Annotated in this window: 22 protein-coding genes and 5 pseudogenes; 10 read left to right on the top strand and 17 right to left on the bottom strand. The window is 71.6% G+C overall.

Going from position 1 to position 25,269, the window contains the following annotated elements; all coding sequences use genetic code 11:
- Positions 1 to 111: 111 nt before the first annotated feature.
- Positions 112 to 552 (bottom strand): SufE family protein, encoded by a 441-nt coding sequence (locus MU852_RS05740; protein ID WP_249751872.1) that lies wholly within the window; start codon positions 550 to 552, stop codon positions 112 to 114.
- 193 nt (positions 553 to 745) lie between these two features.
- The gene (locus MU852_RS05745) at positions 746 to 1,261 is read right to left on the bottom strand and encodes a hypothetical protein (protein WP_249751386.1); all 516 of its coding nucleotides are present in this window, start codon (positions 1,259 to 1,261) and stop codon (positions 746 to 748) included.
- 92 nt (positions 1,262 to 1,353) lie between these two features.
- Between MU852_RS05745 and MU852_RS05750 the strand changes: the two genes are divergently transcribed.
- Complete coding sequence (locus MU852_RS05750) at positions 1,354 to 2,373, top strand: sensor histidine kinase (protein ID WP_249751387.1); 1,020 nt, start codon at positions 1,354 to 1,356, stop codon at positions 2,371 to 2,373.
- A gap of 60 nt (positions 2,374 to 2,433) precedes the next feature.
- Here MU852_RS05750 and MU852_RS05755 read toward each other — a convergent pair whose 3' ends face one another.
- Entirely contained in the window at positions 2,434 to 3,306 is an 873-nt protein-coding gene (locus MU852_RS05755; RefSeq protein WP_249751388.1) for a hypothetical protein, read from the bottom strand.
- A gap of 55 nt (positions 3,307 to 3,361) precedes the next feature.
- On the opposite strand from MU852_RS05755, the gene MU852_RS05760 reads away from it, so the two are divergent.
- The gene (locus MU852_RS05760) at positions 3,362 to 3,706 is read left to right on the top strand and encodes a DUF1491 family protein (protein ID WP_249751389.1); all 345 of its coding nucleotides are present in this window, start codon (positions 3,362 to 3,364) and stop codon (positions 3,704 to 3,706) included.
- A 9-nt stretch (positions 3,707 to 3,715) separates the two neighbouring features.
- Here MU852_RS05760 and MU852_RS05765 read toward each other — a convergent pair whose 3' ends face one another.
- Both MU852_RS05765 and MU852_RS05770 read right to left on the bottom strand, forming a co-directional pair.
- A complete protein-coding gene (locus tag MU852_RS05765) occupies positions 3,716 to 4,243 on the bottom strand; it encodes a DUF1345 domain-containing protein (protein WP_249751390.1) in 528 nt (175 codons plus the stop codon).
- A gap of 136 nt (positions 4,244 to 4,379) precedes the next feature.
- A pseudogene (locus MU852_RS05770) lies at positions 4,380 to 5,410 on the bottom strand (phospholipase C/P1 nuclease family protein).
- 220 nt (positions 5,411 to 5,630) lie between these two features.
- Between MU852_RS05770 and MU852_RS05775 the strand changes: the two are divergent.
- The gene (locus tag MU852_RS05775) at positions 5,631 to 6,278 is read left to right on the top strand and encodes a DUF4168 domain-containing protein (RefSeq protein WP_249751391.1); all 648 of its coding nucleotides are present in this window, start codon (positions 5,631 to 5,633) and stop codon (positions 6,276 to 6,278) included.
- Between the two features lie 4 nt (positions 6,279 to 6,282).
- Here the strand turns inward: MU852_RS05775 and MU852_RS05780 are convergent, their stop codons facing one another.
- Positions 6,283 to 8,145 (bottom strand): monovalent cation:proton antiporter-2 (CPA2) family protein, encoded by a 1,863-nt coding sequence (locus MU852_RS05780; RefSeq protein ID WP_249751392.1) that lies wholly within the window; start codon positions 8,143 to 8,145, stop codon positions 6,283 to 6,285.
- A gap of 153 nt (positions 8,146 to 8,298) precedes the next feature.
- Between MU852_RS05780 and MU852_RS05785 the strand changes: the two genes are divergently transcribed.
- The 4 genes from MU852_RS05785 to MU852_RS05800 all read left to right on the top strand — a co-directional run bounded on the left by MU852_RS05785 (position 8,299) and on the right by MU852_RS05800 (position 11,549).
- On the top strand, positions 8,299 to 9,855 hold the full coding sequence (locus MU852_RS05785) for a carboxylesterase/lipase family protein (protein WP_249751393.1): 1,557 nt from the start codon (positions 8,299 to 8,301) through the stop codon (positions 9,853 to 9,855).
- Positions 9,856 to 9,872: 17 nt separating this feature from the next.
- Positions 9,873 to 10,649 (top strand): RNA methyltransferase, encoded by a 777-nt coding sequence (locus MU852_RS05790; protein WP_249751394.1) that lies wholly within the window; start codon positions 9,873 to 9,875, stop codon positions 10,647 to 10,649.
- A gap of 87 nt (positions 10,650 to 10,736) precedes the next feature.
- Positions 10,737 to 11,048 carry a GIY-YIG nuclease family protein gene (locus tag MU852_RS05795; protein WP_249751395.1) on the top strand — a complete coding sequence of 104 codons (312 nt, stop codon included), beginning with the start codon at positions 10,737 to 10,739 and terminating at the stop codon, positions 11,046 to 11,048.
- A gap of 177 nt (positions 11,049 to 11,225) precedes the next feature.
- Complete coding sequence (locus MU852_RS05800; protein ID WP_249751396.1) at positions 11,226 to 11,549, top strand: YnfA family protein; 324 nt, start codon at positions 11,226 to 11,228, stop codon at positions 11,547 to 11,549.
- A gap of 22 nt (positions 11,550 to 11,571) precedes the next feature.
- Here the strand turns inward: MU852_RS05800 and MU852_RS05805 are convergent, their stop codons facing one another.
- Positions 11,572 to 12,402, bottom strand: coding sequence for a hypothetical protein (locus MU852_RS05805; protein WP_249752012.1), 831 nt, complete (start codon positions 12,400 to 12,402; stop codon positions 11,572 to 11,574).
- A gap of 416 nt (positions 12,403 to 12,818) precedes the next feature.
- On the opposite strand from MU852_RS05805, the gene MU852_RS05810 reads away from it, so the two are divergent.
- The gene (locus MU852_RS05810) at positions 12,819 to 13,301 is read left to right on the top strand and encodes an OmpA family protein (RefSeq protein ID WP_249751397.1); all 483 of its coding nucleotides are present in this window, start codon (positions 12,819 to 12,821) and stop codon (positions 13,299 to 13,301) included.
- A gap of 73 nt (positions 13,302 to 13,374) precedes the next feature.
- On the opposite strand, the gene MU852_RS05815 is transcribed toward MU852_RS05810, so the two are convergent.
- The 4 genes and pseudogenes from MU852_RS05815 to MU852_RS05830 form a co-directional block, all read right to left on the bottom strand.
- Positions 13,375 to 14,706 carry an HlyD family type I secretion periplasmic adaptor subunit gene (locus MU852_RS05815; protein ID WP_249751398.1) on the bottom strand — a complete coding sequence of 444 codons (1,332 nt, stop codon included), beginning with the start codon at positions 14,704 to 14,706 and terminating at the stop codon, positions 13,375 to 13,377.
- Positions 14,703 to 15,257: pseudogene (locus MU852_RS05820) on the bottom strand (ATP-binding cassette domain-containing protein); the annotation flags it as partial. The gene MU852_RS05815 and the pseudogene MU852_RS05820, both read right to left, overlap by 4 nt.
- A gap of 1 nt (position 15,258) precedes the next feature.
- The gene (locus MU852_RS17780) at positions 15,259 to 15,438 is read right to left on the bottom strand and encodes an ATP-binding cassette domain-containing protein (RefSeq protein ID WP_347342372.1); all 180 of its coding nucleotides are present in this window, start codon (positions 15,436 to 15,438) and stop codon (positions 15,259 to 15,261) included.
- A gap of 179 nt (positions 15,439 to 15,617) precedes the next feature.
- Positions 15,618 to 16,718, bottom strand: a pseudogene (locus MU852_RS05830) (ABC transporter transmembrane domain-containing protein); the annotation flags it as partial.
- Between MU852_RS05830 and MU852_RS05835 the strand changes: the two are divergent.
- Both MU852_RS05835 and MU852_RS05840 read left to right on the top strand, forming a co-directional pair.
- Complete coding sequence (locus MU852_RS05835; protein WP_249751399.1) at positions 16,603 to 17,088, top strand: hypothetical protein; 486 nt, start codon at positions 16,603 to 16,605, stop codon at positions 17,086 to 17,088. The pseudogene MU852_RS05830 and the gene MU852_RS05835 sit on opposite strands and share 116 nt — an antisense overlap.
- 40 nt (positions 17,089 to 17,128) lie before the next feature.
- A complete protein-coding gene (locus MU852_RS05840) occupies positions 17,129 to 17,545 on the top strand; it encodes a DUF6491 family protein (protein ID WP_249751400.1) in 417 nt (138 codons plus the stop codon).
- A gap of 9 nt (positions 17,546 to 17,554) precedes the next feature.
- On the opposite strand, the gene gyrB is transcribed toward MU852_RS05840, so the two are convergent.
- From gyrB to rpsT, 6 genes and pseudogenes are all read right to left on the bottom strand, one after another.
- On the bottom strand, positions 17,555 to 19,984 hold the full coding sequence (gene gyrB, locus MU852_RS05845; RefSeq protein ID WP_249751401.1) for a DNA topoisomerase (ATP-hydrolyzing) subunit B: 2,430 nt from the start codon (positions 19,982 to 19,984) through the stop codon (positions 17,555 to 17,557).
- Positions 19,985 to 20,128: 144 nt separating this feature from the next.
- Positions 20,129 to 21,258: pseudogene (recF, locus tag MU852_RS05850) on the bottom strand (DNA replication/repair protein RecF).
- A 49-nt stretch (positions 21,259 to 21,307) separates the two neighbouring features.
- Positions 21,308 to 21,595: a GIY-YIG nuclease family protein gene (locus MU852_RS05855; RefSeq protein WP_249751402.1), complete on the bottom strand. Its 288-nt coding sequence runs from the start codon at positions 21,593 to 21,595 to the stop codon at positions 21,308 to 21,310.
- A 62-nt stretch (positions 21,596 to 21,657) separates the two neighbouring features.
- Entirely contained in the window at positions 21,658 to 22,776 is a 1,119-nt protein-coding gene (dnaN, locus tag MU852_RS05860) for a DNA polymerase III subunit beta (protein WP_249751403.1), read from the bottom strand.
- A gap of 277 nt (positions 22,777 to 23,053) precedes the next feature.
- Positions 23,054 to 24,529 (bottom strand): annotated as a pseudogene (gene dnaA, locus MU852_RS05865) (chromosomal replication initiator protein DnaA); the annotation flags it as partial.
- A gap of 451 nt (positions 24,530 to 24,980) precedes the next feature.
- On the bottom strand, positions 24,981 to 25,250 hold the full coding sequence (gene rpsT, locus MU852_RS05870; RefSeq protein ID WP_249751405.1) for a 30S ribosomal protein S20: 270 nt from the start codon (positions 25,248 to 25,250) through the stop codon (positions 24,981 to 24,983).
- Positions 25,251 to 25,269 lie beyond the last annotated feature (19 nt).

Genomic DNA, 25,269 nt, shown 5'->3' on the forward strand with positions numbered 1-25,269 from the left:
TGTCGCACGGTCATTGGCTCGGGTTGCTAGGGGCCATCAGCGGGGGCGTGACCGGGTACGCTTGGGGGCGGCCCGCGCGACGGATCGAAATCGGCCCGTCTAATCGCCGCCTCACCCCGCCAGCGCCGCCTCTCTGATGCGGCCGACCATGCTGTTCAGGCCGTTGGCGCGCTGGCGCGTCAGGGCGGACGGCAGCCCTAGCCGGTCCAGGGCGGCGCGGGCGTCGAAGGCGAGGATCTCGGCGGGCGTGCGGCCGGAATAGAGTTTCAACAGCAGGGCGATGTTGCCCTTGGACAGGGCGCTGTCGGAATCGGCGTCAAACCACAGCCGGTCCTGATCGCGCGTGGCGGCCAGCCACACCTGGGCGGCGCAGCCCGGCACCTTGTTGGCCTCGGTCCGCGCGGCCTCGGGCAGGGGGGCCAGCCCCTTGCCCAGTTCGATGACGTATTCGATCCGCTGTTCCCAGTCGCCCAGCAGGTCGAAGTCCTCAGCCAGATCGGACAGGACCTGATCCAGCGAATCGGTCGGCACGGTGCGGGCGCTCTGGGTCATCCGGGCCAGATAGGCCGGGCGCGCGTTAACGACAACCGGGCCGGCCATCCCCAGCTTTCCGCCCCGGCCGCACCCCAGGGTGGTCGCCCCACGGGCGAGCGCCCTCGCCTCGCCGCACCCGCAGGCGTAATCTGGCCGAACCTCATGCGCCGGATTCCTGATTGACCCACGTCGCCAGCCCTTCCACCGACCTTCAGGCCCGCGCCGCCCGCGCGCGCGGGGGCGGATGGCTGACGGGGCCCCAGGCCCTGGCCCTGTGGCACGCGGCCTGGGCGGTGGGGTCGGCGCTTCTGGCCATGCTGAGCCAGTGGGCCCAGCCCGTGGCGGAAGGCGCGACGCCGGCGGCCCTGCTGATCATGGCCGCGCCGGGGGTGGCGGGCCTGCTGCTGATGTGGCGCGACGATCCGCCCGTGCGGCTGGGCCTGCTGTGCTTCTGGGCCCTGGCCACGGGGGCGGCGGCCGGCCTGACCGGCGGGGTCGGCGGGGCCGCGCCCGGCCTGGTCGCCCTGCCGCTGGCGGCGGGGATCGCGCTGGACCATCCGCGTTTCGGCGAGGACCGGCTGACGCACGTCGGCGGATTGGCCTCGGCCCTGGCGGTGGTGTGCGGACTGATCTCCAACGGCCTGAACCCGCCCCAGCCGCCGATGGCGGCGCTGACCGCCCTGTCGGTGCTGCTGTCGCTGGTCGCCCTGGCCACGGCGGTGCGCATCGCCGGGCGCGCGCGCCGAGCGCGAGAGGCAGGCCCTGGCCGCCGCCGCCGAGACCCAGGCCTTCCTGCACGGCCAGCCCAGCCTGGCCCTGATGATCGAGGCCGACGGCCGGGTGCTGGCCGCCTACGGCGCCGCGCCGCCCGCCCTGTCGGTGCGCGACCTGGTCGAACAGGGGCTGGTGGCGGCCGTCCACGGCCCGGACCGGCCCGCCGTCGCCGCCGCCCTGGCCCGCGCCGCCGGCGGCCAGGACGCGGAGGTGGTGTTCGCCCCGCGCCAGGCGCTGGACCGGCGGGTCGGCCTGGTGCTGCGCCGCCTTCCCGGCGATCCGCCACGCCTGGCCGCCCAGGCGTTCGACGCCGCCGCCCAATACGCCCGCGAGCTGCGCCTGGAGGCCGCCCGCGCCGAGGCCGAAGCCCAGAACGCCGGCAAGACCCGCTTTCTGGCGACCATGAGCCACGAACTGCGCACGCCGCTGAACGCCGTGATCGGCTTTTCCGACATCATGCGCCAGGGCCTGTTCGGCCCCCTGCCCGAGCGATACGCCGACTACGCCGAGTCCATCCATCAGGCGGGCGGCCACCTGCTGGCGCTGATCAACGACGTGCTGGACCTGTCCAAGATCGACGCCGCCCGTTACCAGCTGGCGCTTGAGGAGTTCGACGCCCGCGATCCGGTGTCGGAAGCCATCGCCCTGATGCGGCTGCAGGCGGCCGACAAGGGGGTGGAACTGGCCGGCGTCCTGCCCGAGGCGCCGCTGCCCGTCGTCGCCGACCGGCGCGCGGTCAAGCAGATCGCCCTGAACCTGATGTCCAATGCGGTGAAGTTCACGCCCGCGGGCGGATCGGTCACGGTCACCTTGGAGGGGCTGGACGACGCGGTGGAGCTGTCGGTGGCCGACACGGGCGTCGGCATCGCGCCGGAGGACCTGCAGCGGCTGGGCCGCCCGTTCGAACAGGCCGGCGGCGCCGACCAGCGGGCGCAGGGGACGGGCCTGGGGCTGTCGCTGGTGCGATCCCTGACCGAACTGCACGGCGGCCGCACCGTGATCGACAGCACCCTGGGCGAGGGCACGGCCATCAGCGTGCGCCTGCCGAACGCCCGAACCGACTGACCCCGCCCCACCCGGTCTCGCCTTCGGCTCGATCATCCTCCCTATGAAGGGGAGGGAGAATTACACCGGCCCCATCGCCAGGAAGGCGCGGCCGGCGGCGAAGTCGCCCGCCTCGAACACCGAACGGGCCACGCTGCCGTCGCGGAAGACGAACTCCACCGCCACCGCCTCGCGCGGGTCCAGCCGGCCGATGGCGTCGGCGGCCGCGGCGGGGAAGCGCCAGGCCTGACCCGCCTCGCGCCCCTCGGGCAGCAGACCGGTCTCGGCGGCGACGACGCTGGAGGCCCAGACGGCCTTGCGCTGGACCTCGGGCGGCAGGTCGCGGGCCAGCCAGGGCTGGGGCGCCACCGCGGCGTCGCGCAGCACGATGCGCGCGCCCGTCGGACGGGGCCGCCCGTGCCAGGACACCACCGCCGTCATGACGTCCGCCCGGTCCATGCCGCCTACGACGCCCAGCCGCACCGGCGAGGCGCCGACCGAGGACTGCTGCATCAGCCGCCAGGTCGGGCGGGCGTAGGCGCCGCGGTTGGCGACCCAGTCGGACCGATCGCCCGGAAAGGTCATGCGCGCGGTGCGCGACCAGCCGGCGAAGGCGTGCTGGACCCGTCCGCCGACCAGTTTCAGGTCGCCGGAATCGCACGGGGTCGAGGCGGCGCGCGCGCGGGCGCGACGGGCGGTCTCGGACAGTTCGCGCTCGTTGGCGCCGGCGCGCAGGGCGGCGCCCCGCGCCTGCCAGGCGGCGGCGTTCAGGGCGGCCGAGACCTGGGGCTGGAACAGGCCGCAGCGCTGGTTGGCCGCCAGCACGAAGCTGCGCTCGTAATAGCGGTCCTGCGGCGCGGCCTGGGCCGCGACCGGCGCGGCCGCGGCCAGCGCGCCGACCAGAATCCTGGCGATCAGGCGGCTGGCGCCGCGCGGGGAAAGGCCTATCCTCATGCCCCGACCCTAGCGCCGCCTGCTGTGGGTTCCGTTTCCGAGCAGGGTTAGCGAATTGCTTCTGAACAGCGACCTTTGGGTAAGCGCCCTGATCCGCCGCGCCGAGATCGGCGGCGCCTTCGCCACCGTGGTGAAGAAGGGCGACGACCGCGCCGGCTCGGTCATCGTCAAGGCCTACGACACCTCGGCCCGCACCGCGCGCCTGTTCACCGAAGCCTTCGGCGCCGACGGCGACCGGCTGTGGATCCAGCCGGTCGTCAGCGACAGCGAGAGCGAGCTGGACGCCTACATCGCCCGCCAGCGCGGCTACGATCCGGACCTGTGGGTCGTCGAGATCGAAGACCGCCAGGGCCGCCACTTCATCACCGAGAAGGTGGACGATCAGGGCCCGCGCCCCTAGCGCGGCGGCCTATCCGGCCGACGACGATCCGCTGAGCAGGCTGACCGCCAGATTGACCGCCAGGGCCAGGATGACGGTGTTGAAGACGAAGGCCGTCAGACTGTGCAGGGTCGACAGCCGCCGCAGCCCGCGCTCGGCGATCTGGACGTCGGCGGTCTGGTTGGCCACGCCGATGATGACGGCGAAGTGCAGGAAATCCCAGTAGTCCGGCGTCCGTTCGCCGGGAAACATCAGCCCTTTCCGATCCCCGCCCTTCGCATCGGCGCTGTAGAAGCGGTGCGCGTAGTGAAGGGCGAAGATCACCTGAACGAAGGTCCACGACAGCGCCACCGTCGCAAGGGCCAGCGCCGCGCCCGCCGCGCCGCCGGAACGGACCCCCTCGCCGGCCACCACCGCCAGGCTGGCCCCGGCGGAGAGCAGCGCCAGCGGCAGGATGGCGGGCCCGGCCTGGTCCAGCGACGCCGCTCGCGCCCGGATTTGGGCGGCGGTGTTGTGGCGCCCGACGTGGACGAGCGTCCCCGCCAGAAAGACCGCCACGCCCGCGTCCCACCCCAGCGCCAGCGCATCAGCAGGTCGCCGCCCACGGGCCACAGCGGACTGGAGACGGCGACGGCCAGCAGCGCCGCCAGCGGCCAGTGGAGGCGCAGCAGGGCGGCGCGGCCGGCCACCAGGGTCAGTCCTCGCCGACCATCGACAGCCAGGGATCGACCGTTCCGGCCTCGACCTCGGCGACCTTGACGGCGGGCCAGCCGATCGAGGACGACGCCGAGGCGCGCCAGGCGGCGGTGATCCAGTCGCGCAGTTCGGCCGCGCCGGCGGCCAGGCGCTCGGTCACGAAGGCGCCGCCGCGCGGGTCGGCCTCGGCGAAGGCGCCGGCCTTCTCCAGGCGGTAGAAGGGAACAACCGTGCCCAGGGTGGTGGTCAGATAGGCCGTGGTGCGGGCGCGGACGTCGAAGCCGTCCAGGTTCGCCGCCGGCATGGCCGCCTCCACCGCGTCCAGGCGCGCGACCCGGCTGGTGAACTCGCCCTCGAACACCGCATGGGTGCGGCGCGAGTTGGTGAGCCTTCCGGGTTCGGATAATCGCCCCAGCCGTTGTAGTGGATGCTGGTGTGATGCGGCTGGGAGCCGTCGCCGACGTAGTGGCCCATCACGCCGATGTCGCGCAGGATCAAGGCTTCGCGGCGAAGACGGTCGGCGCGGTACCAGGCCTGGCGCTCCAGGTCGGTCTCACGCGCCTCGGCGGCGGTCAGCACGCGCCAGTAGGCGAAGTCGCGCTCCAGGTTCTGCCAGGCGTCCATCATGGCGTAGGGCAGCCAGCCGGCGTCGTTCACATCCAACCCGGCCTTGGCCAGTGCGGCGTCGTATTCGGACTTCAGCCGGGGCAGTTCGGCCAGGGTCATGCCGCGTTGGTCCATCACCCGACCCTGGTCGTCCATGTCGACGAAGTGGGCGGTGTCGCGCTCGCGGTCATGCGGCTGGCCGGCACCCTTCCAGCGGTCGGGCTCGCGCGCCAGCTCGCCCACGTCGGCGACGGCGCCGGGCGTCCGCAGGAAGCCGGGCAGGTCGTCCGGCAGGGCGCGCATGGCCGCCACCCCGATCAGCCGGTGGCCCGTATTGCCCCAGGCGGTCACGGTGACGGCCGGCGCCGCCACGGCGACGATCACGGCGGCGGACGCCAGGACGGCGAGGGCGAGACGTTTCATGCAAGGCAACCCCGGGAAAAGATCACCCTGATCTAACGCATAGGTGATCCGCCCTCCAGAGCGCCGGCGTTGCCATTTCGTCTCGGCCAACTACGTTAGAAGGGTTCCCCGCCCTCTTTCGTTCATCCAAGGCTCCACATCCTGCGGGGAGCGACGACGTGATTGCGTCGTCGGCGTCCGTCGGACGCCCTGTGGATGCTAGACCGAAAAGGACACGCCCATGCGCGCCCCCCGTCTCGCCCTTCTCGCTTCCGCCTCTCTGCTGGTCGCCGCCGGCGCCGCCCAGGCCCAGGACGCCCCCGCGCCGGCCCCGGCCGCCTCTCCGGCCGCGTCTCCCGCCGCGCCCGGCGCCGCCATGACCCCCGCCCCCGGCGGCTTCACCGATCAGGAACTGAAGAAGTTCGACGACGCCATGGCCCAGGTCCGCGCGGTCAGCGACACCCTGAACGGCGCCCAGCCGACGCCGGAGCAGCAGGCCCAGATGGCGGCGGCCATCCAGGGTTCGGGCCTGGAGGTGACGCGCTTCAACGCCATCTCCACCGCCGTTTCCGCCGACCCCGAACTGGCGGCCCGCATCGCCGTGCTGAACACCGCGCCGCCCGCGCCGGGCACCCCCGCCGCCAGCGTCACCGATGACGAGCTGACCCGCTACGTCACCGCCATGACCCAGATCCGCGCGGTCACCGCCGAGGTCGAGAACGGCCGGGCCACGCCCGAACAGAGCGCCCAGCTGACCGCCGCCGTGCAGGGTTCGGGCCTGGAGGTCGAACGCTTCAACGCCATCGCCCAGGTCGTGTCGCAGGACGACTATCTGCAGGCCAAGGCCCAGCTGATCGGCGCGCGCGCCGAAAAGGGCGTCAGCCAGTAAGGCGTCAGGCCTCGGCGGGCTCGCTCCGGGCGTCCGGCGCCAGCGGGCCCGCCTCGTCCTCGTTCAGCAGACGGCCCTCGCGCTTGGGCTTGATGTAGGGGGCCGGCTGCGGCGTGGGCAGGTTGCCGCGCATCAGCTGGCGTCCCGCCTTCAGCCCGCCGGTCAGCTGCAGGTCCAGCCGCGCGTCGTCGCGGCGGCGCACGTCGCCGATGGTCTCGGCGGCCTCGTGCTCCTCAAGCCCCAGTTCGACCAGGGCGCGCTCGCCGAACTTCAGCGCCGATTCGAACGTCTCGCGGATCTGATAGTCGACCCCCGCCTGGATCAGCCGCATCGAATGGCCCCGGTCGAAGGCGCGGGCCATGACCTTTGTGGTCGGGAACTCGTGCTTGACCAGTTCGACGATGCGGTCGGTCGCCTCGGGCTTGTCGACGCAGACCAGCACCAGTTCGGCCTCCTCGGCCCCCGAGGCGCGCAGCGTCGGCAGTTGCGCGCCGTCGCCGTAATAGACCTTGAACCCGAACTGAGAGGCGGCCTGGATCATCTCCACGTCGTTCTCGATGATAGAGACGTCGACGTCGCGCGCCAGCAGGGGTTGGGACACCACCTGGGCGAAGCGGCCGAAGCCGATGATCAACACCTGGCCGCGCAGGTCCTTGGCGAAGTCCACGCCCTCGGCGTCCTCGGCCGAAAGGCTTTCCTTGGGCAGGAACCGTCCCAGCAACAGGGTGGTCAGGGGCGTCAGCGCCATCGACAGGATGACGATGGCCGTCAGCATGGCCGCCACGACCGGCGAGAACAGGCCCGCCGCCACCGCCGCGCCATACAGGACGAAGGCGAACTCGCCCCCTTGCGCGAACAGGGCCGCGCGCTCGATCGCCTCGTGGTGCGTGGATTTGAACAGGCGCGCCACGACATAGATGCCGACCGCCTTGACGACCATGAAGCCGACCACCCCGCCCAGGACGATGCGCCACTGGTCGATCACCACCGACACGTCCAGCGACATGCCGACGCTGAGGAAGAACAGGCCCAGCAGGATGGCGCGGAACGGCTCCACGTCCGCCTCCAGCTGGTGGCGGAAGGTCGATTCCGACAGCAGCACCCCGGCCAGGAAGGCCCCCATCGCCATCGACAGACCGCCCAGCGACATGGCCCAGGCGGCGCCGACCACCACCAGCAGGGCGCCGGCGGTCATCACCTCGCGCCCGCCATAGCGCGCCAACAGGCGGAACACCGGATTGACCGCCCAGCGCCCGGCCGCCAGCACCCCCGCCACGGCCAGGACGGCGAAGCCCACGGTCCGCCACAGCGGCGGGGCGTGCTCCTGGGCCACGCCCGTGACCGAGGCCAGGATCGCCACCACGGCCAGCAGGGGCACGATGGCCAGGTCCTCCAGCAACAGGATGGACACCGCCCGCTGGCCCGAGGCGCCGGCGATCTCGCCCCGCTCCTCCAGCATCTGCATGATGACGGCGGTGGAGGACAGGACGAAGCCCATCGCGCCGACGAAGGCGACCGGCGCCGAAACGCCCACCGCCATCGCCGCCAGGGTCATCGTCAGGCCGCAGGCCATGACCTGGGCCGCGCCCAAGCCGAAGATCTCCTTCCTGAGCCCCCACAATCGCTTGGGCCGCATCTCCAGCCCGATGATGAACAGGAAGATGACCACGCCGAATTCGGCCACGTGCAGGATGGTCTCGGGCTGCTGGAACAGGCCCAGGCCGAACGGGCCGATGGCCAGGCCGGCGGCCAGATAGCCCAGCACCGACCCCAGGCCGATCCTGCGAAAGATCGGCACGGCGAACACGCCCGCCGCCAGCAAGGCCGCCGCGGCGCCCAGATCCAGTCCCGTCGCCGCCTCGGCCATCCGCGTCCCCTCAAGCTTCGACCCGATAGTGGGGACGAAGCGATCGAATTGCCATCGCGCCCCGCTTGCGCCCCGCGCGCGTTTGGCCGATGCCCGACCGATGATGCGACGCCTGACCCGCGCCTCACGATCCTGCTGCTGAACGCCCTGTCTTTGCCCGCCGCGCAGGCGTCGGCGGGCGAGGCGCCCACGGCGGCGGCGGCGCAGGGCGTCGTGCGGGGCGTCCGCCGCGACGGCGTCGATCGGTTCCAGGGCCTGCCCTATGCCGCGCCGCCGACCGGCGCCCGCCGCTGGGCCGCGCCGGCCCCGCCCGTCGCCTGGGACGGCGTGCGCGACGCCTCGGCCGCGGGGCCGCGCTGCCCCCAGACCGGCCGGCCCGACACCCGCTCGACGACCGAGGACTGCCTGACCCTGAACATCGCGCGGCCTTCGGCGCCGGCGTCGGCGCCTCGCGCGGTCCTGGTCTATGTCCATGGCGGCGCGGCGGTCAGCGGCGCGGCCAACGACCACGACGGCGCCGCCCTGGCCCGCGACGGCGACATCGTGGTGGTCAGCGTCAACTATCGCCTGGGCGCCCTGGGCTTCATGACGCATCCCGCCTTCGCCGCGGAAGACGCGGGCGGTCGGGCGGGGAACTACGGCGTGATGGACGTGGCCGCCGCCCTGGGCTGGGTTCGCGACAACATCGCGGCCTTCGGCGGCGATCCGGCCAGGGTGACGCTGGCGGGCGAATCCGCCGGCGGCACCGTCATCTGCTCCCTGCTGGCGGGCCCGGAGGCCGGGCGGCTGTTCCGGGCCGCCATCGTGTCCAGCGACGACTGCCTGCACGATGTCGACGACCTGACGACCGCCGTCGGCCGGGGGCTGGAGACGGCGCGCGCCCTGGGCTGCGAGGGCGCGGCGGACCCCGTCGCCTGCCTGCGCGACCGGCCGGTCGAGGCGATCCTGGCGGCCGGCGGGTTCGCGGCGCCGCATTTCGGCGGCCGCGGCGCGCCCGACGCGGCGGCGCTGGACCGGATCGTCCGCGGCGGCCGCGCGCCCATCCCCGTCATCGTCGGCGCGACGCGCGAGGAAGGCCGCATCGGCGGCCCCGCCTTCCTGGGCTACGACCACGCCGGCTATCGCGCCTGGCTGCGGCGGCTGGTGGACGAGGCGTCGGCGGCCCGCATCGAGGCGGCCTATCCCTATCCGGCGGAGGTCGGATCGCAGGCCGCCGCCGAGGTGATCAGCCGCATCCTGACCGACAGCGGCATGCGCGGCTTCGGCGGCTGCGCGACCCTGGCCCTGGCGCAGGCCGCCGCCGCGCACGGCCCGACATGGCTGTACGAGTTCGCCGATGTCGATCCCCCGATGTGGGACGCGGGGCCGTGGCGGCTGGGGGCCGCCCACAGCGCGGAACTGGCCTATCTGTGGCCCGACGGCGGCGCCTTCGCCGGGCAGTCCGCCCGGTTCGACGAGGATCAGCTGGCCCTGGCCCTGCGCATGCGGCGGCGCTGGGGCGCCTTCGTTCGCACCCTGTCGCCGAACGCGCCGGGGCTGGCGGACTGGCGTCCGCTGGACGCGGCGCCGACCGCCTTGGTGTTCCAGCCGACGGGCGACGCCGTCGCGCCGACCCAGGCCTGGCCCAGGCCCACCGCTGCGACCTGTGGCGGTCGATGCCGTGGATCATGGATCGCGGGGAGGGCTGACGGCTTCTCTCCCGTCGCCTGAGGCTCTAAGCAACCGCCATGTCCGATCTCACGCCGCCCGCCGTCATCCTCGACAAGCCGCAACTGGCCGACAACATCGGCGCGGTGGCGCGGGTGATGGCCAATTTCGGCCTGACGGACCTGCGGCTGGTCAGTCCGCGCGACGGCTGGCCCCAGGACCGGGCCTGGGCCACGGCCTCGGGCGCCGACTGGGTGCTGGAGGGCGTGCGCGTCTTCGACAGCGTGGCCGAGGCGATCGCCGACCTGAACACCGTCTTCGCCACCACCGCCCGCCCGCGCGAGACGCGCCAGCCGGTGCGCACCCCGCGCGAGGCGACGCGCGTCCTGTACGACGACACCGCCTCGGGCCTGAAGACCGGCCTGCTGTTCGGCGGCGAGCGGGCCGGGCTGGAGACCACCGACATCGCCCTGTGCGCCGGCATCGTCACCATTCCGATCGACCCGAAGCACCATTCGCTGAACCTGGCCCAGGCGGTGGCGATTAACGCCTATGAATGGCGCACCCTGATCCTGGACGCCCCTCCGCCCCGCTTCCGCGAGGGCGAGCCGCCGGCCTCGAACGCCCTGCTGGTCGGGATGTACGAGCATCTGGAGGAGGAGCTGGAGAACGGCGGCTTCTTCTATCCGCCCGAGAAGAAGCGTTCGATGAGCCAGAACCTGCGCGTCATGCTGGGCCGCGCCGCCTTCACCGAGCAGGAGGTCGCCACCATGCGCGGCGCCATCCACGCCCTGGCCCGCGGCCGCGGCCGGGTTCTGGCCAAGCTGGCGGCGGAGCGGGCGGGCAAGAAGGACTAGCCGTCCTGAGCTCCAGGTCCGGGCTCCGCTGTGCAGCCCGGAGTGACGTCTGTTGCAAGGATTCGGCCATCGTGATCCTGTTTCACTATGAAAGCCGACACGGTCATCGCCGTCTACATCATGGCCAACGGCCGCAACGGCACGATCTACACCGGCGTCACCAGTGATCTGTTCCAGCGCGTGTGGCAGCATCGAACGGGCGTCACGCCGGGCTTCGCCCAAGAGCATGGCTGCAAAGCACTCGTTTGGTACGAACAACACGAAAGCATGATCGAGGCGATCGTTCGCGAGAAGGCGATCAAGAAATGGCGGCGCGGCTGGAAGCTGGCCCTGATCGAAAGGGGCAATCCCCAGTGGAAGGATTTGGGGGCGGACTGGTTCAGCGCGACGGTCGACTGAGTCGCGGTAAAAAGCCTCAAGCTCGTCCTTCCGGGGCTTCGCGCAGCGAAGAACCCGGAACCCAGGACCGCATCACCTGGCCGGGGGCCGTCCTGGGCTCCGGGTTCCGCTACGCGGCCCCGGAGTGACGTCTATTGCAGGGCTCACGATGCCGTCGGCAACGGGATACGAAGGGCAATGAAGCTTCTCCTCATCTACCCCCTCGCCGCCCTGGCCGAGATCGCCGGCTGCTTCGCCTTCTGGGCGTGGCTGAAGCTGGATCGGGCGCCGTTATGGCTGGCGCCGGGCGTGGTCTGCCTGATCGCCTTCGCCTGGCTGCTGACCCTGGTTCCGACCGAGGCGGCGGGCCGGGCGTTCGCGGCCTATGGCGGGGTCTATATCTGCGCCTCGCTGGTCTGGATGGCGGTGGTCGAGAAAACCCTTCCCGACCGCTGGGACCTGATCGGCGGCGCCGTCTGCCTGGCGGGCGCGGCCTTGATCCTGTTCGGCCCCAGAGGCTGATCGACAGGCGTCCAAGGTTATCCTAGCGCCGCAGGTCCAGCAGGTCGGACCAGCGCCAGGCGGCCCGGCCCAGCGCCAGCTTGGCGCCGTCGGCCCGGTCGTCCAGGGCCAGGACCGCCAGGCCGCGCATGGCCTGGGCGCGGCATTCGGCGGGGGCGAAGGCGACCTCGACCGAGATGGCCTGGCGCACGCCGGCCAGGCCCTTGCCTTCCTGACCCCGGCTCTGCAGCCAGTCGCCGTCCCAGACCTGGATGGCCCTGCCCTGGGCGCTCATCTCGCGATGGGCGGTCTGGATCGCCGCGCGCACCTCGACGTCGTCGCGCAGCGCCTCCTGCAGCCGCTTGAGCATGTCGCAGCCGCCGCCCGCGCCGCCCCCGCCGCCGCCGGTTCCCTGGCCGCCGCCCCCGCCGCCCGGCCCCGCGCCGACGCGGGTCGCCCCCGCCAGCGCCGTCGCCCCGATCAGGGGCAGCGGCGGTCCGGGCGGCGCGACGGACGCGGGGATCGGCAGGGGCTTGACCTCGGGCGGCGGGGGGCGACGCGTCGGACGCGGGGGCGAGGCCGGGCGCGCGGGCGGGGCGACGCGCGGCGCCGGCGCCGGGGGCGCGGCCTCGGCGGGCGCGGGGGCCTCGGCCGGCTGGGGCTGCGGGGCCGGCGGCGGCGGCGGCGGCGGGTCGACCAGGCTGACGACAATGGGCGGGTCGACGGGCGGATCGAAGGTCTCGGCCGGGACCCAGGCCAGGCCCAGGATCAGCGCCGCCTCCAGCCCGACGACCAGACCGCCGGCGGCCGTCCATCCGGCGACCCGGCCCGCGCCGGTTTTCCGACCCGCGCGCCCTGTGGAAGGCTCCCGCATCCCGACTCCGAAAAAGAATCTCGATGTCGTGATGAAAATCAGCGCTGCGCGTCAGTATAATGGCGATGTCGGCCTGCAACCTCAGGAACTTCGTACCGGCGATAGATCAGGCGAGACCGCGCCAAGCTACGCCCTCTGGCGCGGCTCAACGCCTGGGTCCGCAGGACGGTTCCATCTAGAACAATATTCTTGCGGCCGCGCCGGTCATCATATGGCCAAGCTGAACGATTCTCGCCCAAAGCACGCCATTACTCCGCCTCGTCCGCCCTCGTAGCTGTAATGGCGCGATCCTGGGAGTGGCGCCCCGGCAAGAAGGAGACAGGACTTGAGCAGCAAATCGAAACTCAGGACGGCGGTCGTCGGCGGCCCTCATCGCCCTCGGCTTTGCGGCCAGCGGCTGCGCCAGCCATCGTTTCGTGCGTGATCAGGTGGAGGTGGTGGACAACCGCGTGATGGAGGTCGACGGCCGCGTCACCCAGGTCGAAGGCACGGCCGGCCAGGCGCTGGAGCGCGCCAACGCCGCCCACAAGCTGGCGGAAGGCAAGTTCCTCTATCAGGTCGTGCTGTCCGACGACTCGGTGAAGTTCCCGACCGACGCCTCGGCCCTCTCGCCCGAGGCCGAGCAGCGTCTTGGCGAACTGGCCCAGCGCCTGAAGGCCGAGAACCGCAACGTCTATCTGGAAATCCAGGGCTACACCGATGCGGAAGGCGACGAGAAGTACAACGAGGACCTGGGCGCCCAGCGCGCCGAGGCGGTGCGTCGCTACATGAGCATGCAGGGCATCGCCCTGAACCGGATGGCCACCATCTCGTATGGCGAGGCCCAGCCGGTCGCCCCGAACAACACCCGCGAGGGTCGGGCGCAGAACCGCCGGGTCGCCATCGTCGTCCTGACGTAATCGACCCCCGGCGCCGGACCAGAACCGGACCAGGACGGCCGCCCCGACACCGGGGCGGCCGTTTCCGTTTTCGCTACTGCTCGGCGCCCGAGCGCCACAGGCTGCGGGTCAGCGGCTCGGTCAGATAGGCCAGGGCGGTGCGCTTGCGCGTCAGGATCACGACCTCAGCCGGCATCCCCGCGCGGATCTGGTCGGCGGCGGGCCCCAGCTTGGCCAGTTCGGACGGCGGCGCCACGATCTCGACGCGATAGTGGGTGCGGCCGGTCTGGGGATCGGCGATGGCGTCGGGCGAGATCAGCGTCACCCGCCCGTGCAGCAGGGGCGGATTGCGCTCGTGCAGGCCGGGGAATTTGATCTCCGACGTCAGGCCGACGCGCAGGTTGTCGATGTAGGACGGGTCGACGTCGGCCACGATCACCTGCGAGACGTCGTCGGGCACCACCTCCATCACGGTCTGGCCCGGCGCGATGACGCCGCCCTGGGTGAAGACGGTCAGACCCACCACCTGGCCCGTCGCCGGGCTGCGGATTTCGGCGCGGGCGATCTGGCTGCGCAGGTCGGCCAGGCGCGGCTGCAGGTCGTTCAGCTGGACCTCGACCTGACGCAGCTGTTCGGCGACGTCCTCGTTCAGGGTGGTGGTCACGCCCGCCATCTGCAAGCGGGTCTCGCCGATCTGTTCGCGGGTGCGCGCGACCTGGGCGCGCAATGAGCCCTGTTCCCCCTCCAGGGCGGCGGCGGTGCGTTCCAGCGCCCGCACCCGGGTCTGGGGCGCATAGCCGCGCGCGGCCAGGGAGCGGATGCCCTCCAGCTCCTCGCCGATCAGGCGCTGCTGTTCCGCGTTGGCCTCGATCTGGCGCTGATAGCCGTCCATCTGGTCCTGAAGCTGGCCGACGCGCTGGCCCAGCACGCCGGTCTGGGTCGAGCGGCCCGCCCCGCGCGCGGCGAACTGCTGGCGCTGGAGGCGCAGCGCCTCGTCGGCGACGGCCCGATCGTCGGCCGACAGATCGGCGAACTCGGGCGGGACCGGAAGGGCGCCCAGCCGGTCCCGCTCGGCGATCAGGCGCGAGCGCTGGGCCAACAGGGCGTAAACCTGGCCCGCCAGGCCGCGTTCGGCGGCGCGCAGCTCTCCGTCGTTCAGCTGGACCAGCACCTGGCCCTTCGCCACATGGTCGCCTTCCGCTACGCGCAGGCTGCGGACCACGCCCCCCTCGCGGTGCTGGACGGCCTGGCGATTGCCCGAGACGGCGACCCGCCCGTGGGCGAAGGCCCCCGCGTCCAGCGGCGCAAACGCCGCCCATCCCAGGAACAGCCCGAAGAAGGCGACGATGACGGCGATGCCGGCTCGCAGCTCGAAGCGCGGAGAATCGGTCTGGGCCGGCGCGGCCCCGGCGGCGAAATCGCTCATGAAGCGGCGTCCTTGTGCACCGGGGCGGCCGGGGTCGGGCGGCCGGCGCGCATCCGCGCCAGGATCTCCTCGCGCGGGCCCTCCATCTGCACCGCGCCGTCGGCCATCACCAGCAGCCGGTCGACGCGCGACAGGATGCCGGCGCGGTGGGCGACGATGACCACGGCCGCGCCGCGCTGGGCGGCCTGGAGCACGGCCGCCATCAGGGCCGCCTCGCCCTCCTGGTCCAGGTTTGAGTTGGGCTCGTCCAGCACCAGCAGGGCCGGGTCGCCGTACAGCGCGCGCGCCAGGGCGATGCGCTGGGCCTGGCCGGCCGAAACCCCCTGGCCGAACGGCCCCAGTTCGGTGTCGTAGCCCAGCGGCAGGCGCAGGATCATCTCGTGGGCGCCGGCGGCCTGGGCGGCGGCCACGGCGTCGCGGTCGATCTGGTCCGGCGTCGCGCCCCGCGCCGCGGCGAAGCGCGAGATGTTGTCCTTGATCGTCCCGGCGAACAGGCTGGGGACCTGGGGCAGATAGCCGATGTGGGCGGCCAGGTCGTCGCTGTCGCGCGCGTCATAGTCGGCCCCCGTCCAGACGCACCGCGCCCGACGCCGGCGCCAGGGCCCCGGCCACGACCCGCGCCAGGGTGGTCTTGCCCGAGCCGCTGGCCCCGACCACGCCCAGGGTCTGGCCCGGCTCAAGCGACAGGCTGGCGGCCGACAGCTGGGGCGGACCGCCCTCGACCAGGCGCACCGTCGTCCCCTCGACCCGCAGCCGCCCCGGGGCGCCGGCAGGGCGGTGCGCGCCCGCTCCTGGCCGGCGGTCTGTTTGAACAGCTCGACCAGATGGCCCCAGCTGGCGCGCGCCTGCACCAGGTTCGGCCAGGCGCCGACCAGCTGCTCGACGGGCGCCACGGCCCGGCTGAGCAGGACCGAGGAGGCGATGATCGAGCCCGCCGAAATCTCGCCGCGCACCACCAGGAAGGCGGCCAGCCCCAGCGACACCGACTGCAGCGTCATCCGCACGAACTTGATGGCGCCGGAATATTTCCCGCCGGTCAGCTGGGCGTCGGCCTGGGCGTCGGCGGCGGCGCGGCGCTGGCCGGTCTGGCGGGCCACGCTGGCGGCGCGCATCCCCAGGGCGCGCACGACCTCGGCCTGGGCGGCCACGCCCTCCTGGGCGGCGTAGGCGGCGGTGTTGGACTGCATGGCGCGGGCCAGGCGCGGGCGGCTGTCGCGCTCGTTCAGCCAGGCCAGGGCGAACAGGACGGCGCCGCCGACCAGGGTCAGCACCCCGATCGCCGGATGCAGCAGGAAGCAGCAGGCCAGGTACAGCGGCGTCCACGGCGCGTCGAACAGGGCCAGCGCGCCGGCCCCCGACAGGGCCGACCGCACGCTGTCGAACTCGCGCAGCACCTGGCTGTTCAGCGTCCGTCCCTGCACCCCCAGGGCGCGCGACAGGATGCGCGGCGACAGCATCCGGTCCAACCGCAGCCCGGCGCGCAGCAGCAGCCGCTGCCGCAGCCAGTCCAGCAGTCCCAGCGAGGCCAGGGCGAAGACCGCCGCCACGCTGATCAGCACCAGGGTCGTCAGGCCGCCGCCGGTCGGCACCACCCGGTCATAGACCTGCATCATGTACAGGGTCGGCGTCAGATACAGGATGTTGACCAGGGCGCTGAAGACGGCGGCCCAGACGAAATGCGTCCGGCAGGCCCGCAGGGCCTCGGCCAGCGGCTCGGCGCCCTTGTCGTCGACGGATGTAAGCTTCAGCACGGAGTCTAACCTGGACGCGATCGTCCCGGACTCAGGCGCGAAGCCGGGCGGGGTGTCAAGCGAGGCCGCCTGGCGAACGCGGATCGATGGATTGAACTTTCCGCCGCGCGGGTGTGAAGTCGGCGGGCTCGAGGGAGGAAAAACAATGAAGAGCAGGATGAAGATCGTCGCGGCCGCGGCCGTTTGCGCCGTGGGGCCCCTGGCCGGCGCCGGCCCCGCCGCGGCCCAGAACTGGACGCTGTTCTCCACCACCGACCGCACGGCCTATCTGGTGGACGCCGACACCCTGGCCGCGACCGACGGGACGGCGACGACGCGTCTGGCCCGCGTGCCCCGCACCGGCGACGCCGGCGACCTCAGCTACGACACCGAGGAGGTCGAGGTCCGTTGCGCCGACCAGCAGTCGCGCTCGGGCCTCAGCGTCGCCTATGGGCCCGACGGCGCCGAGACCGATCGCTACACCGAGGAAAGCCCCTGGGAGCGCGCGCCCGACGGCACCATCTACGCCGACGTCGTGTCCTTCGTCTGCGACGACACCCGACCGGCGGGACCCCCTATCCCGACATCGCGGCCTTCATCGCCGCCGGCCGGAAATAGGCGCATTGACGGCGACGCTTGGCGCGGGGCGTAAAATGCGCGAGCGTGGCGGGGCCTCGCAAGGAGACCCCGCCATGCGCCCTTCGCCCTTCGTCTCCGCCTTGGCCGTCCTGGCCGTCTTGGGGGTCGCGACCGCCTGCGCGCCCGCGACCAGGTCGAACCCGTCCAGCGGGCTTGCGGACACGCCGCGCCGGTGCTTCCAGGTGGACCGGGTCCAGAACTTCCGCGCCACGGCGGACCAGACCCTTTATCTTCGCACCTCGCGCCGCGACGTGTTCGAGGCGCGGGCGCTGGGGGCCTGTCGCGATCTGGACTGGGCGCTGGGCATCACCCTGGCGGGACAGGGCGTGTCGACCGTCTGCACCGGGGACACCGCCTTCGTCGTTCCGCGCGGCGGCGGCGCCATCCCCGACGGCCCGTGCCGCATCCAGGTCGTGCGCCAGCTGACGCCCGAGCAGATCGCCGCCCTGCCCGACCGCGACCGGCCCTAGCGGACGGAGTCAGACGTCGACGGCGGCGTCCAGGGCGTTGTCCTGGATGAATTCGCGGCGGGGTTCGACCACGTCGCCCATCAGCTTGGCGAACAGGTCGTTGGCCTCTTCCTCGTGCTCGACCGAGACCTTCAGCAGGGTGCGGGCGTTGGCGTCCAGCGTGGTCTCCCACAGCTGTTCGGGGTTCATTTCGCCCAGGCCCTTGTAGCGCTGGATCGACAGGCCCTTCTTGCCGGCGTCCAGCACCGCGTTCAGCAGGTCGATCGGTCCCCGGATCGTGGTCGACTTGTCCTTGCGGCGGAAGGTCGCCGGGGCGTCGAAACCCTCGAAGGCGGCGGCGCGCTCGGCCAGGCGACGCGCGTCCAGCGAGCGGATCAGGGTCTCTTCCAGCACGATCGTCTCCTGCACCGCCCGGCGGGTGCGGGTGAAGACGACCGCCCCTTGCGCGCCGGGCTGGCCGCTCCAGGCGCCGTCGCCCTCCTCGGCGTACAGGTCCAGGCGCGTGGCCGCCGCGGCGGCGGCGCGCGCCAGGTCCGCGTCCTCGACGAACAGGCCGGCCATCGCCGCCTGCTCGATCGCGAAGGCGGGGGCGCGCTGGCTCAGGCGGTCGACGCCGGCCTTGAAGGCCTTGGCCTCGCGCACCAGGCTCTGCAGGTCCTGGCCGGTGCGGCGCTCACCCGTCGACAGGTCCAACTCGGCCTCGGACACGCCCTCCTCGATCAGGAAGGCGTCCATCTCGGCCTGGTCCTTCAGATAGCGGCTCTGCTTGCCCTTGGACGCCTTATAGAGCGGCGGCTGGGCGATATAGACGTGGCCGCGCTCGATCAGCTCGGGCATCTGGCGATAGAAGAAGGTCAGCAGCAGGGTGCGGATATGGGCGCCGTCGACGTCGGCGTCGGCCATCAGGATGATCTTGTGATAGCGCAGCTTGTCGGCGTTGAAGTCGTCGCGGCCGATGCCGGTGCCCAGGGCAAGGATCAGCGTCCCGATCAGGTCCGACGACAGCATCCGGTCGAAGCGCGCGCGCTCGACGTTCAGGATCTTGCCGCGCAGGGGCAGGACCGCCTGGTTCTCGCGGTTGCGCGCCTGTTTGGCCGAGCCGCCGGCGGAATCGCCCTCGACGATGAACAGTTCGGACTTGGCGGGATCGCGCTCCTGGCAGTCGGCCAGCTTGCCCGGCAGGCTGCTGATCTCCAGCGCCGACTTGCGTCGCGTCAGGTCGCGCGCCTTGCGGGCCGCCTCGCGCGCCGAGGCCGCCTCGATGATCTTGGAGACGATCAGCTTGGCCTCGACCGGATGCTCCTCGAACCATTCCGACAGCCCCTCGGTGCACAGCGATTCCACCGCCGGGCGCACCTCGGACGAGACCAGCTTGTCCTTGGTCTGGCTGGAGAATTTGGGATCGGGCACCTTGACCGACAGCACGCAGGTCAGGCCCTCGCGCGCGTCCTCGCCCGAGACGGAGACCTTCTCCTTCTTGGCCAGGCCCGAGCTTTCGATATAGCCGCCCATCACCCGCGTCAGGCTGGCGCGGAAGGCCGACAGGTGCGTGCCGCCATCCTGGGGGATGTTGTTGGTGAAGCACAGCATGGTCTCGTGGTAGCTGTCGTTCCACCACAGGGCCAGGTCCAGCTCGACACCGTCCTTCTTGCCGCGAATGACGATGACGTCCTTCAGGATCGGCTGCTTGGACTTGTCCAGGTGGCGCACGAAGGCCTCGACCCCGCCCTCGTAGTGCAGGGTGACGTCGATCGGCTCGGCGTGGCGCAGGTCGGCCAGGCGGATGACCACGCCCGAGTTCAGGAAGGCCAGCTCCCTGAGGCGGTGCTCCAGCGTCTTGAAGTCGAAATCGATGTGGCTGAACGTCGTGATCGACGGGAAGAAGGTGACCTCGGTGCCGGTCAGCAGCTGGCCGGCCTTCTCGCCCGTCTCGCGCACGGGCGCCTCGCCGGTGACTTCCAGCGACTTGACCGTGTCGCCGCGCTCGAAGCGCATCTCGTGGCGCCGGCCGTTGCGGTAGATCTTCAGCTGCAGCCAGTCGGACAGGGCGTTGACCACCGACACGCCCACGCCGTGCAGGCCGCCCGAGACCTTGTAGGAGTTCTGGTCGAACTTACCGCCGGCGTGCAGCTGGGTCATGATGACCTCGGCGGCCGACACACCTTCGCCCTCGTGGATGTCGGTGGGGATGCCGCGCCCGTTGTCGGTGACGGTCACCGATCCGTCGGCGTTCAGGATCACCTGGACCAGGTCGGCGTGGCCGGCCAGGGCCTCGTCGATGGCGTTGTCCACCACCTCATAGACCATGTGGTGCAGGCCCGAGCCGTCGTCGGTGTCGCCGATGTACATCCCCGGACGCTTGCGCACCGCGTCCAGGCCTTTGAGAACCTTGATGGAATCGGCGCCGTATTCGGGCTGTTCGGCAATCGGATCGGTCATGAAATCGTCGGCTCTGAAGTCCCGACCGGGACAGGGATGGAGCGCCGCTGCGGACGCTCGAATCGACGACGGAGTCGCACCGCGCCGAAGCCCGCAACATATAGGAAATTCCGACGAAAAAGCGAGGATTTCCGCGCCGGAATCCTAGCCCGCCTCCAGCGCCCCGCCGGCGATGCGGACGAACTGGGCGCGGCCGTCCAGGCCGGCGAACAGGGCGCGTTCGGTGCCGGTCATGAAGGCCTGCAGCTTCAGGGCGACGATCTCGTCGAACAGGGCGGGCGCGGCCCTTCGTCCAGGTGGGCCGGGGCCTCGTCCAGCAGCAGGATCGGGGCGGCCGGCTGGTCGGCCAGGCGGGCGATCTGGGCCAGGATCAGGTTCAGGACCAGGGCCTTCTGCTCGCCCGACGAGCCCTCGGCGGCGGGGCGCCGCTTCTCGCGGTGAAGGGCGGTCAGGTCGGTGCGGTGCGGGCCGAACAGCGACCGTCCGGCGGCGCCGTCGCGGGCGCGGGCGCGGGCGAAGCCGGCGCGCAGGGCGGAGACGACCTCGGCCCCTTCTGCGCCGCCTTCCACCATCGCCTCGGCCTCGCCGGCCAGGCCCAGGTCGGCCTGGGGAAAGGGCCGGTCGCCGCGCGCGTCGATGGCGGCCTGAAGGGCGTGCAGGGCGGCGACGCGGGCGAAGGCGGCGCGGGCGCCGGCCTCGGCCAGGCGCGCCTCCAGCGCGTCCAGCCAGACGGGATCGGCCTCCCGGCCCTCCTGGGCGTCGTTCAGCAGGCGCAGGCGCTCGCGCAGGGCCTTTTCATAGGCCGAGACGCTGGCGGCGTGGTCGGGATCGGCGGCGAAGACCAAGCGGTCGAAGAACTTCAGCCGCTCGGCGCGGGCGTCGGAGAACAGCCGGTCCTGCTCGGGCGTGGCCCAGACGGGACGCAGATGATCGAGCAGCCGGCCCGGCTGGGCGGTCTCGCCATTGATGCGGACGATGCGGCGGGCGGCGCCGGGACCGGGCACGCCGGTGCCCAGCCGCGTCTCGTCGTCCAGTTCGACGCTGACGGCCCAGGGACGGCCGGTCGCCTCGCCCGGCTCGCGCCGGCCCATCTCGACGGCGGTGGCGTTGCGCAACCCCTTGCCGGGGGTCAGCAGGCTGATCGCCTCCAAGAGATTGGTCTTGCCCGCCCCGTTCGGCCCATGCAGCACCACCGGCCCGGACGCCAGATCCAGCCGCGCGCTCGCGTAAGAGCGGAAGTCGGTGAGGGCGAGGGAAATCAGACTCAAATCTATCCGCTCATCCCGGCGAAAGCCGGGACCCAGTCCTTTCGCTCGGCGCGATCTAGCCGAGCAATGTTGGAAACAGGTCCGCCCATGCCGGGTTCTTGCGCTCGATCAGTTCCAGCTTCCAGACCCGTTTCCATTCCTTGATCTGACGTTCGCGCGTGAAGGCGGCGTCGCGGGTATCGTGAACCTCAAACCAGACCAGCAGGGCCACGCCGTGTTTCCGGGTGAAGCCCGCGCGCAGCTTGTCCCGATGTTCAGCCACGCGACGGACCAGGTCATCAGTCGATCCGGTATAGAGCGTCCCGTTCCGGCGGCTGGCGACGATGTAGGTGTAGAACGCCAACGCCAGGCTCCGGTGCGAACGAAAGCACTGGGTCCCGGCTTTCGCCGGGATGAGCGGAAATATCAGACCCTGAGCGGCATCAGCACGTACTGCACGCCCGGATCGCCCGGATCGAGGACCAGCGTGGGCGAGGCCGGGTCGGCGAAGCGGAAGGCGGCGTTTTCGCCGGTGATCTGGCCGGCGACGTCCAGCAGGTAGCGGGCGTTGAAGCCGATCTCGAACGGCTCGTCGGAATAGCCGATCTCGACCTCTTCCTCGGCCTGGCCGGCTTCCATGTTGCGCACGGTCAGCTTCACCCGGTCGTTGTCGAAGGCCAGCTTCACCGAGCGGCTCTTCTCGGCCGAGATGGTGGCGACGCGGTCGACGGCCTTGGCGAACAGGCTGTTGTCGATGTCGGCCTGCTTGTCGTTGCCGCGCGGGATAACGCGCAGATAGTCCGGGAAGGCGCCGTCGATGACCTTCGACGTCAGGCTGGCCTCTCCCAGCTGGAAGCGGATCTTCTGGGCCGAGACCTGGACCTCGACCGGGCCGGAGGCGTCGTCCAGCAGGCGGCGGACCTGGTCCACGGTCTTGCGCGGCACGATCACGCCGGGGCCGCCGGCGGCGCCTTCCGGCGCGGGGGTCTCGGCCAGGGCCAGGCGGTGGCCGTCGGTGGCCACGGCGCGCAGCAGGGGCACGCCCTGTTCGGCGACGGTGTGAAGATAGAGGCCGTTCAGATAATAGCGCGTCTCCTCCGTTGAGACGGCGAACCGGGTCTTGTCGATCAGCCGGGCCAGGTCTTCCTTGGGCAGGACGTAGGACGCCCCGGCGCTGTCGGTCGACATGACGGGGAAGTCGCCCGCCGGCAGCACCGGCAGGTTGAAGCGCGAGCGGCCGGCAGACACCACCAGGCGCGGATCGTCGCCGGAATAGGTCAGCGAGACCTCGGCGCCCTCGGGCAGCTTCCTGACGATTTCGTACAGGGTGTGGGCCGGCGCGGTGATCTGGCCCTCGACCTGCACCTGGGCCTCGGCCTCGTCGACCATCTCCATGTCTAGGTCGGTGGCGGCGAAGGCCAGCCGGTCGCGCCCGGCGCTGAGCAGGACGTTGGACAGGATCGGAATGGTGTTGCGCCGTTCGACCACGCTCTGGACGTGGCCCAGGGCCTTGAGAAGCGCGGAACGTTCGATCGTAAGCTGCATGTCGTCTCGCCCGACGCGGCCCGACTCGTAACGGCCGCGGTTAAATGGCCTTGGACACTAGCGGATCAGGCGGCGAGGGCAAGGAAGGCGACACCGACCGTGCACAGAATTCTCCCTCCCCTTCATGGGGAGGGTGGTCGCGAAGCGACCGGTTGGGGGCGGCCTGAAAAGGCCGCGTCGGCCCAGATGCGCCCGATCCGGAAAGCGCCGCGTCGGCCGCCCCCACCCGACCTCGCTGCGCTCGGCCACCCTCCCCATGAAGGGGAGGGAGAATTTCACCCCGCAGTTTCCGCGTCAGGGCTTCCACGTCGCGGGCGATCTGGTCGTCCTTGGGCATCAGCTCCTCGATCTTGCGCACGCCGTGCAGGACGGTGGTGTGGTCGCGCCCGCCGAAGCGGCGGCCGATGTCCGGATAGGAGCGGGTCGTGTGCTGCTTGCACAGATACATGGCGATCTGGCGCGGGCGGGCGACCGAGCGCGTGCGGCGCTCGCTGAGCAGGTCGGCCTGTTTCAGGCTGAAGTGCTCGGCCACCGTCTTCTGGATCTCGTCGACGGTGATGCGGCGCTCGGGCCCGCCGCGCAGGGCGGCGCCCAGCAGGGCCGAAGCCTCGTCCAGGGTGACGGCCGACAGGCGCGCGCCGGCGGCGGCGGCCAGGGTGTTCACCGCCCCCTCCAGTTCGCGCATCGAGCCGGGCGTGCGGTCGACCAGGTGGGCCAGCACCTCGGGCGCGGCCTCGCCCTTGACGACGCCCAGGGCCGACAGGGCGGCCAGGCGGTTCCTGGCCACGGCGATCTTCAGTTCGCGATCGCCCGCCTCGACCGGGCAGGTCAGGCCGGCGGCCAGGTGGCTGCGCAGGCGCGGCTCGACCTCGGTCAGGGCCATCGGCGCGCGGTCGGCCGAGAAGACGATGCGCTTGCCGTCCTCGATCAGGGCGGTCAGGGTCGACAGCAGCTCTTCCTGGGTCGAGGCCTTGCCGCCGACGAACTGGACGTCGTCCAGCAGCAGCATGTCGGCCGAGCGCAGGCTGTCCTTGAAGGCGGCGGTCGAACGGTCCTGCATCGCCTTGACGAAGGTCGACAGGAAGCGTTCGGCGGTCAGATAGACCACCTTGGCCTCGGGGCGCAGGCGCTGGGCCTCCCAGGCGATGGCGTTCAGCAGGTGCGTCTTGCCATAGCCGTAGGGGCCGCAGAAGAAGACGGGGTTGAAGTGGCCGTCGGCCCAGGTCGCGACCTGTTTGGCGATGGCCAGGGCGAAGGCGTTGCCCTGCCCCTCCACGAAACTGTCGAAGGTCAGACGCTCCTGCAGGCCGGCGGCGCGCACGGCGCGGGCCCCGTCGGCGACCGGCCCCACGGTCGGGGCGGCCACGCCGGACGAGAGGGCGGCCAGACGCGGCGTGGCGTCCACCACATTGCCGCCGGCGGCGGCGACCGCCGTGGCCGGCGGGGCCGACCCCACCTCGGCGCGGCAGCGCACCTCCAGCCGGCGATGCTGGCCGTCCAGGCCCAGCCACAGTTCGTTCATGCGGCGCAGGGCGTTCTTGCGCACCCAGTCGCGGGCGTAGGCGGTGGGCGTCACCAGGATCAGCTGGCCGGCGGAATCCATCCGCACGGCCGAGGGGGCGACATAGGAGTTGAAGGGGCCGTCGCCGATCTCGGCGCGCAGGCGCACGGACGCCTCGCTCCAGATGCGGTCGAGATCGGCGCCGCCCGACCTGCCTGCCCCGTTCGCCATCGCCGTCGCGCCCCCAACCATCGTCTCAGCCACCCGCTGCTCATCTTCACCGTTCCGCCGCGCTTCAGGGGGATGCGTCAGGGACGACTTCTCCTGCCCCGAAAAGCATGGCTTTCCGAGCGGGGTCGAACCTCTGGACAGACATCTCCCGCCGACGCGAAACAAGGTCCCGCGCCGTCTTCATCCGTGTCGGGATGGAAGTGCGTTAGAGGCCAAAACTTACGCGCCGGGGGGTGGGGTCAACGATGATTCGTTGGTCGATTCGCAGTTAAATTGTTTGACTCCGCCAAAGCCCAATTCTGCATGGGAATTTCGGCGTTCGACGGACGACGATTAGGGGTTCGCCCCTAGGAGGACTTGGCGTCGGAATGCAAAACGGCGAAGGAGCGTTCGCCCCTTCGCCGTTGTAATACCTACACATTCCCATAACGAAACGGCGACAGCCGCTCCGTGTCCGGTCAGGCGTCGCCGATCAGGCGGCCGACAGCTTCTTCAGCTGGGCGGCCAGGCGCGAGACCTTGCGCGAGCCGGTGTTCTTGTGAACCACGCCCTTGGAAACGGCGCGCATCAGTTCGGACTGGGCCTCGACGAAGGCGGCCTTGGCGACCGCGGCGTCGCCGGCGGCCAGGGCTTCCTGGAACTTGCGCAGATAGGTGCGGACGCGCGAGCGACGCGCCTTGTTCACTTCGGTCCGCGCTTCGATCTTGCGGATCGCCTTGCGGGCGCCGGGGTTGTTGGCCATGTCAAACCTTCGAACGGAA

Origin of the sequence: Brevundimonas albigilva, from assembly GCF_023503965.1 — a bacterium.
Classification (GTDB): Bacteria; Pseudomonadota; Alphaproteobacteria; order Caulobacterales; family Caulobacteraceae; genus Brevundimonas; species Brevundimonas albigilva.